Raw genomic sequence first — 14,032 nt, 5'->3', positions numbered from 1 at the left:
TTACTTCCCGGCGTTAATGGTCACGGTCTTGATCGCACCCAGTTCCAGGTCCCATTTCTTGAGGATCGCCTGGTAGCTGCCGTCATCGATCATGCTCTGCAGCGCAACCTTCACCGCTTCACTGAGCTCAGGTTTTTTCTTGCTTACGCCCATACCGGTGAACTGCTCGGAGATCGGCAGGCCCACGGTCTTGTACATGTCCTTTTCCTGGGTCTTGAGGTAGGGCAGGGTTTCGCTGCCCTGCATGGCCGCATCGATGCGGCTCTGGCGCAGTTGCGCCCGGGCATCGGCCGAACCCTCGGTGCCGACCACGTTGATCGCAGGCTTGCCGGCGGCTTCACAGTTGGCTTTGCTCCACTCGGCGATCTCCGTCGGGAAAGTGGTGCGGCGGCTGGTGCCGACCTTCTTGCCACACAGGTCGATGATCGCGTTGGTGTCCTTGTTTTTCTGCAAGGTGTAGAACTGCGGCCCGCTGGTGAAATAGTCGACGAAGGTCACGCTGGCCTGACGTTCGGCGGTGTCGGTCATGCCCGACAGCACCATGTCCACGCGGTCGGTGGTCAACGCATTGATCATTTGCTCGAAGCCGGTCTCCTGCCATTTGATCTTCACGCCCAGGCGTTCGGCCAGAGCATTGCCCAGGTCGTAGTCAAAGCCGGTGAGGGTGTTGGTGGCCGGGTCCTTGAAATCCATCGGCGGGTAGTTCGGCATGATCGCTACGACGATTTCGCCCTTGGCCTTGATGCTGGCCGGCAATTGGGCGGCGAAGGAAAAACCGGATGCCATAACGCCTGCGAGTACTGCTGGAATAACGAAGTTCTTCATGGTCGTTCTCTTATGAGTGTTGTGAGCGCCAGCGGGCGCCTAGGTTCGAACGGCAGAAATGAAGCTCTGGGTGCGAGGGTTTTGCGGACTTATTAGTATTTCTTCGGGGCTTCCAGCCTCCACGATCTGCCCGCCGTCCATGAACACCATGCGGTTGGAAACCTCGCGAGCGAAGCCCAGTTCATGGGTGACGACGATCATGGTCATGCCGGTCTGCGCGAGATCGCGCATCACCGACAGCACCTCACCGACCAGTTCCGGGTCGAGTGCCGAAGTGGGTTCATCGAACAGCATCAGCTTGGGGCGCATGGCCAACGCACGGGCAATGGCGACACGTTGCTGCTGACCACCCGACAGCTCGATCGGGTAGCTGTGGTGCTTGTCGGCCAGGCCGACGCGGGCAAGCAGCTCCAGGGCTTCTTCGTGCGCCTCTTTAGGTGAACGCTTGAGCACCTGGCATGGGCCTTCGATGATGTTTTGCAACACGGTCATGTGCGGGAACAGGTTGAACCGTTGGAACACCATGCCGGTGGCCAGGCGCTGGCGGGCGATCTGCGTTTCGTTGAGTTCGTGCAGCTTGTTGCCGACGATCCGGTAACCCACCAGCTCGCCATCGACCCACAGGCCGCCCTTGTCGATTTTTTCCAGCTGGTTGACGCAGCGCAGCAAGGTGCTCTTGCCCGAGCCGGACGGGCCGATAATGCACAGCACTTCGCCTTGCTCGACCTCGATGTTGATGTCCTTCAGGGCGTGGAACTGGTCGTAGTATTTGTTCAGGCTCACGGCCTTGACGATGCTTCTCATGTGCGGCTCCTCAAGAACGCTTGCCGGCGCCGCGAGCGAAACGACGCTCCAGCCGGCTTTGGCCAAAGGACAGGACGGTGACCGTGGCCAGGTACCAGATCCCGGCGACGATCAGCAGCTCCATCACGCGGGCGTTGGCGTAGTAGATGTTCTGGGCGTTGTAGAGCAGTTCCGAGTACTGGATCACGCTCGCCAGCGAGGTCATCTTCACCATGCCGATGAACTCGTTGCCCACCGGTGGGATGATGATCCGCATGGCCTGGGGCAGGATGATCCGGCGCAACGCTTGCAGGCGCGGCATGCCGATCGACTTGGCGGCTTCGTACTGCCCGGTGTCCACCGAGAGCAGGCCGGCGCGGACCACTTCGGCGGTGTAGGCACCCTGGTTGATGCTCAGGCCAAACAGGGCGGCCACGAACGGAGTCATCAGGCTCACGGTGTCCATTTCAAACACGCCGGGAATGCCGATGGTGGGGAAGATCAGCGCCAGGTTGAACCACAACAGCAACTGCAGAATCAGCGGCGTACCGCGAAACAGCCAGGTGTAGGTCAGCGCCACGTAGCGCAGGATCGGGTTGGCCGACATGCGCATGATCGCGGTGATCACGCCGAACACGATACCCAGCGCCATCGCCAGCACCGCCATGACGATGGTGTTGAGCAGCCCCCACATGATCGCCTCGGAGGTGAGGAACTGGCCGATGTACGACCATTCGATCTTGCCTTCGGCGAAGGCGCGCACCAGGCCGATGAGCGCGATGACGATCACCGTGGCGAAGAAGATCCGCCCGTAATAACGCCGGGGCACATGGTCGTACTGGGTAATGTCGAACTGGTTTTCCGCCAGCTTGCGCTCCGCCTGGAGTCGTTCTGCCTGTGTCTGGCTCATGTTGGTTCTCCGTACATTCTTCCCGGTCCACCACATTCCCCTGTGGGAGCGAGCCTGCTCGCGAATGCGGTGGGTCAGTCAACATTGATTTAATCGGGATACCGCGTTCGCGAGCAGGCTCGCTCCCACACGTTTTGCGTCATGACCTAAAGGCGGAACCCTTGGTATTCCTCGGTCCACGTTTGCTGAGCGGCGAGCGCGCTTTTCAGCCGGCCGAGCTGTTCACGCACCTGTTCTGGCGCGGTGCCGCCCCAGCCGCTGCGGGCGGCGATGGCAGCTTCCAAGGTCAGGCTTTCGCGTACTTCGGGGGTAAGGCGCGGGTCGATTTCCGTCAGCAGTGCCGGGGAGGCTTCCCACAGTTCGATAGCGTGTTTCTCGCAAGCCTGGACCAACGCACCGGTGATCTCGTGAGCCTCCTTGAACGGCACGCCGCGCACCGCCAGCCAGTCGGCGACTTCGGTGGCGAGGGTAAAACCCAGCGGTGCCTGGCGACGCAACTCTTCGACGTCGACCTTCATCGTCGCCACCATTCCGGCCATGGCCGGCAGCACCAGCAGCAAGGTGTCGACGCTGTCGAGCACGCCGTGCTTGTCTTCGCTCAGGTCGCGGTTGTAGGACAGTGGCAAGGACTTGAGCGTGGACAGCAGCCCGGTCAGGTTGCCGATCAGGCGACCGGCCTTGCCCCGTGCCAGTTCGGCGATGTCAGAATTCTTTTTCTGCGGCATGATCGAGCTGCCGGTGGCGTAGGCATCGTCCAGCGCGATCCAGCGAAATTGCCGCGACGACCATAGGCAGAATTCTTCGGCGAGGCGAGAAATGTTGATGCCGAGCATGCTGGCGATGAACAGGAACTCGGCGACGTGATCGCGGCTGGCCACGGCGTCGATGGAGTTCTCGCAAACACCGCTGTAGCCCATCTCCTTTGCCGATTGCTGAGGTAAACGAGCGATCGCCGAACCGGCCATGGCCGCCGCACCGAGTGGTGACAGCGAAGTGCGCGCGTCCCAGTCCACCAGGCGCTGCACGTCGCGCAGCATCGATTGGGCGTGGGCCAGCAGGTGATGGGCAAACACGATCGGCTGTGCCTGCTGCAGGTGAGTAAATCCGGGGCAGATGCTCTCGATGTGCTGCTCGGCCTGGTTCACCAGCGCTTGCTGCAAGCCCAGCACTTCAACGGCCAGGGTACGTACGTGGTCCCGCAGGAACAGCCGCAGATCGTTAGCCGTCTGGTCGTTGCGCGAACGCCCGGCTCGCAGCTTGCCACCGAGTGCACCGAGGCGTTCGGTCAGCAGCCGCTCGATGAACGTGTGGACGTCTTCATCGTCCAGGGTCGGGGCGATGATGCCAGCGCGGAAGTCCGTGCCGATGCGCTCCAACGCGTCGAGCATGGTCAGGGTTTCTTGCTCGTTCAGCAGTCCGGCACGCTGTAATTCCCGTGCATGAGCCTTGGAGCCGGCGAGGTCGTACGGCGTGAGCCGAAAGTAGCGTTCAGGGCAACGGGAGAGGGCCGCCAAGGCTTCGGAAGGGCCGCTTTTGAAACGCGCCCCCCAGAGACGGTCGGTGGGTTGGGACATTGTTGTTTTCCTCGTCGGTAACGCGAACTGAAACGGGCACTCCAGGTCGCAACATCGCCACAAAACAAGCGAACGAAGTCAGGCCAGAGCAGTTTTCAAGAGGGCAGTTGCATCGGTGCGAGTGCTGATCGAAGTGTCAGCTTTTAATGTTTTGCGATCAGCGCCTTGGCACTGATGTTCTGGATTTATTGGCGGTTGCCAAGCCTGGTTTTCTGTGTTCATTATTATTAGGCCAGCGTGTTTTTGTTGTGGGCACAGGTTGTTGAATTGGGCGTCAGAGGTAAATAAGCATTATGGAAACCCCACTTTCCAATTCCGGAAACCCGCCGCCGAAAATGCCGCAACGGGCACCGTTAGCCCTCAGCGGGCTGGACTTCAAACTGCTCAAAGTGTTCAAGGCCGTGGTCGAGGCAGGGGGCTTCAGTGCCGCCCAAAATGAGCTGAATGTGGGATTGGCTGCCATCAGCAAACAGATTTCTGACCTGGAAATCCGCATCGGCATGCGCCTGTGCACACGCGGGCGCGAGGGCTTTCACCTGACGGAAGAGGGGCGCCTGGTGTATCAGGCGTCAATCGATTTATTTGCCTCGGTCGACAACTTTCGCGATCGCCTTAGTTCAGCGCAAAACGAACTTGTCGGTGACCTGGGCGTGGGCGTTATCGATAATACGATCTCTGACGTAAACTCCCCGTTAGTTGCCGCGCTCAGGCGCATGAACGAACAATCGCCGAAGGTCAGGTTTCAACTTCAGGCCAGCCAACTCGACGAGGTTGAAAGAGGCGTCGTCGAGGGGCGGCTAGTGGCGGGAATCGTGCCGATCTATCAAAAACGCGAGGAGTTCGACTACTACGAGCTGTACGAAGAACGCTCGGAAGTCTATTGCGCCCTCGGCCACCCGTTATTCAGCATGGCGGAGGCGGACATGGGCGAGGATGTGCTCAAGGCCCACGAGTGCATCAACCATCGTTACGCGATTCATCGCGACAAACTGAAGTTTGCTCACTACGACAGTTTTTCTGCCTCGGCCACCCAAGTGGAAGCCGTTGCGCTGCTGATCAAAACGGGGCGTTTCCTGGGATTCCTGCCCCAGCATTACGCCGCGCCGATGGTGGCGCGGGGCGAGTTTCGCGCGGTACGGCCGGACCTGATCAACATCGTCACCCCGTTCAGTCTGATCCTGCGTCACAACACGGTGCGCAGTCCGCTGGTCAAGGCGTTTGCCCAAGCACTGGGCGTGGATTTGAAGGCTCCGGTCTGACTGCTCTAGGCGCCTGGGCTCATCTCGACTCGATCAACTTTGATGCCTTCTGAACGCTGCATGGTTTCCGGAACCCCAACCCATAACAGCAAAAATGCCGCTCCGGCGACTCCAGCAAGTGTCAGGAATGCCGCATCGTATCCCGCCGCTTCAACCACAAATCCCGCCAGACCATTGCTCAACGCCGCACCGAGGCCAAACACCGTTGTGAGTGCGCCGAGGCTGATATTGAAATGGCCGGAACCGAGCGTTAGATCCTTGACCATGACCGGGAACAACGCGCCGAAAAGACCGGCGCCGACACCGTCGAGCAGCTGTATCGCGACCAACCAGTACGGATCATCCGACAAGGTGTAGAGCAGACCGCGCAACGGCAGGATCAGAAAACCCGCCAACAGCAGCGGCTTGCGCCCCCACTGATCGGCTTTGGCGCCAGCCAACAGCGCCATCGGCACCATGACCAGCTGCGCCGCGACGATGCAGGCGGAGGTGAGCGGGGTGGCCATGTGCAGATTGGCTTGCGCAAGCTTTTGGCTCACCAGCGGCAGCATGGCGGCATTCGCCAGGTGGAACAGCGCGCAGCAAACCGCAAACATCAACAACGGTCGGTGGCTGAGCAACACGGCAAACCCGGAGGGCTGAGGGTGATCGGGGCCACGAGGTTCGAGACCGCGAGCCAAATCATGGTCGATCGCTTCAGCCGAGACGAACGCCACGGCACACACGCTTGCCAGCGCCATGACCGCCATCAGGTAAAACACCGCCACCGGACCGAACAGGTAAGCAGACAAACCGGCCAGCAACGCCGCGCAGGCGTTGCCGGCATGGTTGAAAGTTTCGTTGCGCCCGGTTCGCCGCGTGAAAGCGCGAGGACCGGTGATGCCCAGGGTAATTGCCGAAATGGCCGGGGCAAAAATCGATGCGGCCACCGCACTCAGGGCCTGCGTAAGCGCCACCAGTCTGAATGACGAGACGAAAGGCAACACCAGGCAACTGGCGGTCACGACCAGCGCGGCGATCACAATCAGCGCGCGCTTGGCACGGCTGCTGTCCACCAGCGCTCCAGCGGGCGTCTGCGTGATCAGGGCCGCGACGCCAGCAATCGTCATCACCACGCCGATGCTCGCCGGGTCCCATTGATGCACCGCCAGCAAGTAAATCGCCAGATACGGCCCGAGACCGTCGCGCACGTCGGCGAGAAAGAAGTTGAGGCTGTCCAGCGACAGGTTGTTGCGGCGATCCAGATGAGCAGTCACGGGGGGAGTCTTTACGAAGTGAGGTTCGGCGAAATTGACTCAACCTCGGCGAGGTTAGAGACCGGTGCGGTGGGGATTAGTTGCAGGGGGGCGGAGCACCCAGAAGAAAATAACCGAATTTCATCTAGATAAAAAATATTAACGAAAACAATTGATAAAACATTAATTTGCTTGGTTTTCTAGAAAATTTTTGTTAAAAGCAATTCCGGCGTTGATTGTCGCAGCAGAAGAAGGGAAGCAATCTATTAAATAGAGGTGGGCTATAGAGATCGCCGATTACGATTGATTTTTTTACCAGAGGCTGTGCACAACTTGCACTATAGGTAACAGCTGTCTACCTTTAGGAGCATGGATCTATCTGGAATGCCCCAATCATAAGGAATTGAGATAAGGATCAGCATATCCACAACCTATAATGGGGGTGGTTATGCCTAAGCGTGGCAGAACATCATATTTACCAATCGTGGAAAGCATTTTGGAAATCTCTGGGCTGTATACAGCTTTAGGGCCAAAGATGTGTTATTGCTTTCCACTGACAGGCAGCTGGCGCACTGGCTTTTATACTTAGAGTTCTCGTCTTCCATTGCAAGCTTTAGTTTTAAGAGTGGGACTAAGGAGTTTTCTGAAAAACCAAACTATATCTTGAATTATCATGCTGAGGTTTTGCCGGTAGAGGGTTGTAATGAGCTGCATTATCTACAAGTGGAAGGGAACACGGAGTCTTGCGCAGAAAAAATTCTTGTGGCGAGAAAATATAAATATAATTACCGCGAGTTCAATGATGAAGATTGGCTCCCACGCCGAGACAAAATACTCCCGCTTCTTAAAGTCGCTAGTTATCTAGCAGGAAGCCGAAGTCTATACATCCCGCCAACACTGCTGGAAAAAGCGCTCCATTACATTCTAACACTCCGTTCGGGGACCTTACGCGGTTTTTTATCAGCGCTAGCGGATTATGAAAAAAATCTAATCTTGGTGGTTTTTTCGCGAGCCTATTCGGAGCGTTTGATCTCAGTCGACTTTGAATTGAGCTTTTTCAGCCAAGACACGCACTGGAGGTTAAATGAAATCTAAAATCACACAAGAAAGAATTTCCTTCGTTGGATTCCAGAAAGTAGACGCCTCCGCTATGGACGACGATGACCGAGCTCTATTTCTAAGGAGAAAAAAGGCGATCGATATGAGACTGGAAGGCTACACGGGTAGAGAAATTCGAAACCAAACCGGCATAAGTGAGAGCGAGGTTACGCGTTTATTCAAGCGTTATACATTAATGTTAGTGGAAGGGCTATTTGTCGGAGAGGCGGGTTTGATACCGCACTCGCGTGTCAGCTGCAATGTCAGACAAAAAGCACTACCGGTTAAACATACCGAAGGGCAGGGAGGGCTTTCCGGCGCCTTGGGGTATACGCTGAAAAAACACCCACGAATAGCTGTTGAATTTGAACGGCAGGTATTTCGCGAGGAATTTAAATTTGGTCACGGGGCTCATTACGATAAAAAACATCTTTGCGCGGTTTTTTATTCCATTTGTAGAAATGAAGGCGTACAGGAAGACGAGTGGCCACTCAATCAACCGCGCGGGGCACGGAGGACGATAACAAAACTCATTAATGAAATTCTGGCGAGCGACTTTAAAAGAGCATCTCTTGCCACTGGGGGAAGGCTTGCATTAACCCACTCCAAGGTGGGTACGGGACACGCTCGGCTTTTTGATAACTATGATGTCTTTGACCTAATTGAGATTGACTCGTATCATGTAGATTCTTTTTTTTTACTTAATATCACGGGTGACAGGCGCAGCCGAACGAAAGACGTCATTAGTCGCATTTGGATGATTGCGGCCGTATGTAGAAGAAGTAACGCGGTACTCGCTATAAAATTCATTTTTTCCAGTGAAATAAGAGCTCAAGACTTAGTCGATCTGATTTGCGAAGCTTATTCGGGTGGCTGGAAACCTCGTCAAACATTGAGCGTACTTGATTTAAAATATTCGAACGCTGCTGGAATGCCGGGGCACTCGTTTCCTGCTCTAAAAAACCATATCTGGGGAGCGGTATGCTTGGATAATGCGATGCAGCATCATGCTAATCAAGTATATGAGTTAGCGTTGCATGCGGTCGGATTTGGCATAAATTTTGGTCCTCTTGAGCAGCCAGCGCGAAGGTCTAAGGTTGAAGCGCTCTTCAAGCGTATTTCATCAAGGGTAATGCATCAAATTGAATCCACAACCGGATCTTCGCCTGGAGATGGGCGTGCAGAATCGCCAGAACAAGCCGCAATCTATTATCAGATTGATGTTGATGATGCACTGGAAGTGATGGACGTCTACGCAGCTAATTACAATGGTACTCCCCAAGGAGGATTGAACAAAGGTAACAGCCCCTTGGAGATACTATCTGATTATTGTAGCGATCTGAACGTGCTGTTGCCCGCTTCCTCTGAGGTATATCTGAATAACATCGCATTGGGCAGCACTAACCGAAAGGCACGGGTGACGGGTAACATAGAGAAAGGTATTAGACCTCGAATCAAACTCGACCAAGCTATTTATACCAGCCCAGATTTAGCAAATTCCGCGGGACTTATAGGAAAAATATTGACGATTCGGATAGCACCCAACGACTATCGGTACGTAGAAGCCTATCTACCTGATGGAGTTTATTTCGGTACGTTGATAGTGGAGGCCGCTTGGCGAAAGATTAAACACAGCGTGACTACCAGGCGATTAGTGAACCGAGCTCTCTATAAGCGAGAGTTTGAAATTATGGAAGGCGAAAACCCTGTTATTGCGTGGCAAAGGCATATGCAAATGAATGCCAGTCCTAAAACAAATCGTGAACTGCAGCGGCTCAAGGAGGAAACCAAAGGGCATCTTAGGGAAGAGCCGTTATATTTGGTAGAGGAGGAGATGCCACACACACAGGTAATGAATGAGCGATGGAAAGATCTTGGTATTCTTAAATAGGTACTGAAGATGGATCATTCTCACCCAATTTTGAGTAGAGAGTACAGGCTGAACACACCTGCTTTGCTTGCAGTGGTTCAAAACGCCTGTTTCAAGGTGCTCATGCGGAAAACAGGTGTTGTTTATACCGGAGAGCCAAGAGTTGGTAAAACTGTGTGTTGTGAAGCGCTCCTTGAAGAAATACCCAAGCGGTTTCCGAATATCTACGTTTTTATGATACCCGCGACGAACAAGGATGCGTCATCGCCTCGCTACTCCTCAATCGTGCATCAGCTTATTGAACAGGAAGGTATTACTCCCAAAGCGCGAGCTACATTTATTCAGCGTCAATCAATGTTGGTAGAGCGACTTAAGACTAGAGCCGAGGCGCGACACGCGAAGCAAATAGTGCTACTTATTGATGAGCTTTCAAGATTATCGATCGGTGACTTTAAGCAACTTGCTGATATCTACAATAAGCTTCGGGCTGACAAATTCACACTGACCGTTATATCGTTTGCAATGCCATCCATAGAAAAAGTTGCAGAAGATTTTCTTCGCAACGATGACAGGCATATAATTGGGAGATTTTTGTCCGATATCCGTCCTTTATATGGCGTAACAACAGCGGCGCAACTTACGCAGATAATGCGTCTCTATGATGACAACCTAGAGGAAAAACCTTTTAGTCATGGCTTCACAAGAAATGTGCTTCCGAAGGCTTATGCGGATGGCTTTAGAATTACAAACCTTGCGAGCGATGTATGGCGGGAAATGTCTCGCGTTTCCTCTGGAAATTATGTGAATAACTTGCCGATGGAGCACGTTGCGCAAGTTATTGCTTATCTATTCGTGATCTTGGGGTGTGACGACTCTTGCTCTCTTGTGGTGCCTCCGGATCTAGTTGAAGAAGCAGTGCGTGAAAGTAACTTCAAGGAGTTCTGCAGAAAAATTACTGACTGGAAGGGGGGGTGATGAGAACCTTATTCTATCCCGAGTGTGGTCCAATGCCTTACGAGTCTATTCTGTCCATCTACTTGAAACTCTCCCACAGTAATTTTATAGAGTTAGCCGACCTTCGAAGGAACCTTGGTGGGCTTTGGACAAATGGCGAAAGCGGCCGCCTGCTCATCAATTATAAGATAGAAGAATGTCTAGAGAGGGAAATTCACGAGATTGCGCATCACCTGCCATGGAAGTATGCGCCTGCGATCGCACTGAGTAGTCCAGCATCTGCGCTAAGATTCTGCGCTGAATGCGTGAAATTTGGTTACCACTCCGTGTTTAATTCGATCCAATTTCATCGCATGTGTCCTTTACATAAACGAGCGCTAAGCTTGGCATGCGTTACCTGCCGACAGCGTTTCCTGAAAGGATTTACCACTTGTCAAACCATACCTAATACAATTGGGATCTGCAGCACCTGCGGATTTCAAGATATGGGACTTCGCGATGAAATAAAAAAGCGTCGCGCACCTGGACTTGCGATTGCGTTAGAGCATTTCGGAAGAGCCCAAGCTCGATGGTATCAAGAAATTTACAGTTTCCATGCCCGTGAGCCTGGCTATAGCGAACTTTATTATCAGTCAGAGTTGGGGCGTGCTGAGCTTTCAGGGCCGTGTGAACGTTTCTTCAATATGCATAGTCCGGAAAAACTCTCGGGTCGTCAATACATCTCGCCTCCGATCACTTGTGTTGGAAGCTTCAGGACCTACCTGCATTGTCGTTTATATATGGCCGCTTCAAGATTTGCTTTGGGAGACCATCTGAGATTGCACTCGCAAATTGAAATATTGATTCGCGTAAAAGAACGGTACTTGGGGAAACACGCCGATTGTTGTCGCGATATGTGTAAGATAGCAGACTATCCTGATGGAAAGTTAGTTATAAGACCAATGTGCTCTGTAGCGACGGCTTATATTCTTCTTTGCATGAAGGCTCGCTATAATGTTTGGCCGTCCCCTGGAAGTATTTGTCAAGATTTTTCGTTGTTGGCGTCCTTAGGCAGTTCCGCGCCCTCTTTTGTATCTTGCTGGACCTATCGTGAGGCGGTACTGGTATTTTTTACAATCTTAGCGCGCTTAGAGTACTACGTTTCTGAGGGGGCCAACTTTTTTGTAATCTGTAGATCTGAAACGGTCTATTTCCCAAGCCGGCGCGGCTTGACCGTCTTGAGGAAAGCCTCGTACAAATTCCGTTTTAGCTGTCGGATCCCCTCTGAGAAACTTTTAATAGCTCGCGATGGATTGGGGGGAGCTCTGATGATCATATGCACTCCGCAACGAGACCACGCTGACCCTCACTCTAAGTTAAAAACGCTTGTCGTTTAGTGTGGACGCGTTCAGATATTCTACCTTTAGGCTACCGAACCGATATTTTAGTGATCGGCCTGTTCAATCAGTAATTTTGTTTGCTAAATTCTGCCTTATTTCTTTCAGGCTCTACTTCGATGCCAAACTGTGAATACTGCCGTCAACCAGGCCCCTTAACGAAGGAGCATTTATGGCCAACCTCCCTGCACAGGCGGCTCCATGCTGTCAACCAGCAGACAAAAAACATTTTCTGGCTAAGCAGGCTACAGCGCGAAATTTCAAACGAACCACAAATACGTGATGTATGCGCGTATTGCAACAATGTCACGCTTTCCACGCTCGACGATTATATGTGCAGGCTTTTCGACTCTGCTTTCACCAGGATCGTGGAGCGCTACGCAGAGGTCGTATTCGAATACGACTACCACCTTCTCAAAAGGTGGCTACTGAAAATGAGTTACAATTCCGCACGGATACACAATTCACCTGACCGCGGCGCCCTTAAATGCGTTCTTCCGTATATTTTAGGCGCTGACCTTCGAATGGGCCGCTCAATACAACTTTTCGTCCGCCTCGTACATCCTCAAGTAATTTCTGAGAGCGAGACTAGCAAGGATGGCGACCCGCAAACGAAGGTCGTGATTGACCCGTCAATACATAGATTGGGGCATGTGATATTTCGAGCCCATGGAATTGGGCAAAAGACCCTTAGGGCGATTCATCTACGCTCCTATACTTTCTACCTTGCATACTGGCAGCCCGGAAATGGGCGGGCAGAGCAACAAGATTTCGCGGAGATATTCAAACAAGGGATGCCTGGCGTACAACTCCTTCGCCCCTCCGACGAAAAGATCAAACTTTTCTGCGATGGCATCGGTGCGTGGGATTCACTTAAGGATGCCCGTAATGCCCGTTTTTCCTCTGCGGTTGATGCATAACGACTCAACTTAGCTATGGCCAGAAATGTGGGGCAGGACGAGGAAGGAGCTGACTTGTTTTCCGTTATAGTGGAAAGCGTTAATTTTTCCCAGTTATCCCAATCTCTTCTGTCGGGGCGACAGCAGGTATCAACTCAGTGGCTCGGCTGCCCAACAACGAGCCTGCCTGAAAATAGCCCATTACCGAGCCGACGCTACGGTGCTCAGTCATGGCCATCACCTCGCCGAGCGGCACTCCCTGCCGTCCGGCTTCGGTTACAAAGCCAGAACGCAAGCTATGCGCAGCCCAGTCCCCCTCCAGTCCGGCCATTTTGGCTCGGCGCTGGACGATGCGCGCGACCTGATCGGCCGACAGCGCTGTAGCGCCCACCTTGTTGCCTTTGTGCAGGCGACGGAATAGCGGTCCACTGCTTGCGGGTGCCGCCGCCAACCAAGCGGCCAATGCGATTGCCGCCGGCCCGCGCAGCGGCTTCTCACGGCGTACGCCACCGGTAACGGTCTTGGTGGTGCCCAAGGCATACATCCAAGTGTCGGCATCCAGTCGGCGAACATCGTCCACTTGCAGTCCAACCACTTCCGAGCGCCGACGACCGCCGCCGCTCCAGGTCAGCAGGAGCAGCGCGCGATCACGAACCCCGCGCACGCCGTCGTCACAGGTGGCGAGCAGCGCCTGCAATAGCTCGAGCACGATCGCGGTTTTCTTACGCACGTTCACGCCCTGGCGCGATTGTGCCTTGCGTGCTTCGCGCAGCAGTGTTTTTAAAGCCGGCGCTTCGGTCGGGCTGTCCCACTCATTGATTCGGTGCCATTTACCGAGTACCGCCAAGCGGTGACTGACGGTATTGAACGCCAGTGGTCCCAGCTTGCTCTTGACCCGGGCGGTGACCAAGGCGGCGTCGATGCCGGGCGGCAATAGGTGCGCCCAGCCGCCACCTGCCAACGGCCGTGCTAGGTGATCGAGGACAAACTGCACGGCTACAGTTGGGGGAAGGGGCGCATCGCCCAACGCCTGGCCAAAACGCAGCTGCAACCAAGCCGACCAGTAGGCGAGGGCGCTGCGGTAACTGCGTACAGTATTTGCCGCGGTGCCGGCGGCAATAAACGCCGCCGCTGCTTCCTGAGCGTGGAGCGCCAAGGATTGCAGGTCCAACGGCGTTTCGTCGACCAAGGTCAATTGATCTGTAATATTCAATACGTTCAACGTATGATAATTCCACTATATAGAAAT

Annotated in this window: 10 protein-coding genes; 4 read left to right on the top strand and 6 right to left on the bottom strand. The window is 54.1% G+C overall.

The window, feature by feature from the left end:
- The 4 genes from J3P84_RS13685 to argH form a co-directional block, all read right to left on the bottom strand.
- A complete protein-coding gene (locus J3P84_RS13685; protein WP_434631096.1) occupies window positions 1-825 on the bottom strand; it encodes an ABC transporter substrate-binding protein in 825 nt (274 codons plus the stop codon).
- 39 nt (window positions 826-864) lie between these two features.
- The gene (locus J3P84_RS13680; RefSeq protein ID WP_434568409.1) at window positions 865-1,629 is read right to left on the bottom strand and encodes an amino acid ABC transporter ATP-binding protein; all 765 of its coding nucleotides are present in this window, start codon (window positions 1,627-1,629) and stop codon (window positions 865-867) included.
- A gap of 10 nt (window positions 1,630-1,639) precedes the next feature.
- Entirely contained in the window at window positions 1,640-2,518 is an 879-nt protein-coding gene (locus tag J3P84_RS13675) for an amino acid ABC transporter permease (protein ID WP_434568408.1), read from the bottom strand.
- Between the two features lie 146 nt (window positions 2,519-2,664).
- The gene (gene argH, locus J3P84_RS13670) at window positions 2,665-4,092 is read right to left on the bottom strand and encodes an argininosuccinate lyase (protein WP_434631093.1); all 1,428 of its coding nucleotides are present in this window, start codon (window positions 4,090-4,092) and stop codon (window positions 2,665-2,667) included.
- Between the two features lie 293 nt (window positions 4,093-4,385).
- Here argH and J3P84_RS13665 point away from each other — a divergent pair, with 293 nt between their 5' ends.
- The gene (locus tag J3P84_RS13665) at window positions 4,386-5,351 is read left to right on the top strand and encodes a LysR family transcriptional regulator (RefSeq protein WP_434631091.1); all 966 of its coding nucleotides are present in this window, start codon (window positions 4,386-4,388) and stop codon (window positions 5,349-5,351) included.
- Between the two features lie 5 nt (window positions 5,352-5,356).
- Here the strand turns inward: J3P84_RS13665 and J3P84_RS13660 are convergent, their stop codons facing one another.
- Window positions 5,357-6,607: an MFS transporter gene (locus tag J3P84_RS13660; RefSeq protein WP_434631089.1), complete on the bottom strand. Its 1,251-nt coding sequence runs from the start codon at window positions 6,605-6,607 to the stop codon at window positions 5,357-5,359.
- A 522-nt stretch (window positions 6,608-7,129) separates the two neighbouring features.
- On the opposite strand from J3P84_RS13660, the gene J3P84_RS13655 reads away from it, so the two are divergent.
- The 3 genes from J3P84_RS13655 to J3P84_RS13645 are packed head-to-tail and all read left to right on the top strand — an operon-like array spanning window position 7,130 to window position 10,529.
- Complete coding sequence (locus tag J3P84_RS13655) at window positions 7,130-7,681, top strand: hypothetical protein (RefSeq protein WP_434631087.1); 552 nt, start codon at window positions 7,130-7,132, stop codon at window positions 7,679-7,681.
- Window positions 7,671-9,575 carry a hypothetical protein gene (locus J3P84_RS13650; protein WP_434631085.1) on the top strand — a complete coding sequence of 635 codons (1,905 nt, stop codon included), beginning with the start codon at window positions 7,671-7,673 and terminating at the stop codon, window positions 9,573-9,575. The genes J3P84_RS13655 and J3P84_RS13650 overlap by 11 nt, the downstream gene beginning before the upstream one ends.
- A gap of 9 nt (window positions 9,576-9,584) precedes the next feature.
- Window positions 9,585-10,529, top strand: coding sequence for an ATP-binding protein (locus J3P84_RS13645; protein ID WP_434631083.1), 945 nt, complete (start codon window positions 9,585-9,587; stop codon window positions 10,527-10,529).
- Window positions 10,530-12,883: 2,354 nt separating this feature from the next.
- Here J3P84_RS13645 and J3P84_RS13640 read toward each other — a convergent pair.
- Window positions 12,884-14,005 (bottom strand): tyrosine-type recombinase/integrase, encoded by a 1,122-nt coding sequence (locus J3P84_RS13640; protein ID WP_434631080.1) that lies wholly within the window; start codon window positions 14,003-14,005, stop codon window positions 12,884-12,886.
- Window positions 14,006-14,032 lie beyond the last annotated feature (27 nt).

The sequence above is a fragment of the Pseudomonas sp. Z1-29 genome, from assembly GCF_051131995.1.
GTDB lineage: Bacteria > Pseudomonadota > Gammaproteobacteria > Pseudomonadales > Pseudomonadaceae > Aquipseudomonas.
Note: the sequence above shows the minus strand (reverse complement) of the source record. Positions and strands in the feature narration are given on the sequence as shown.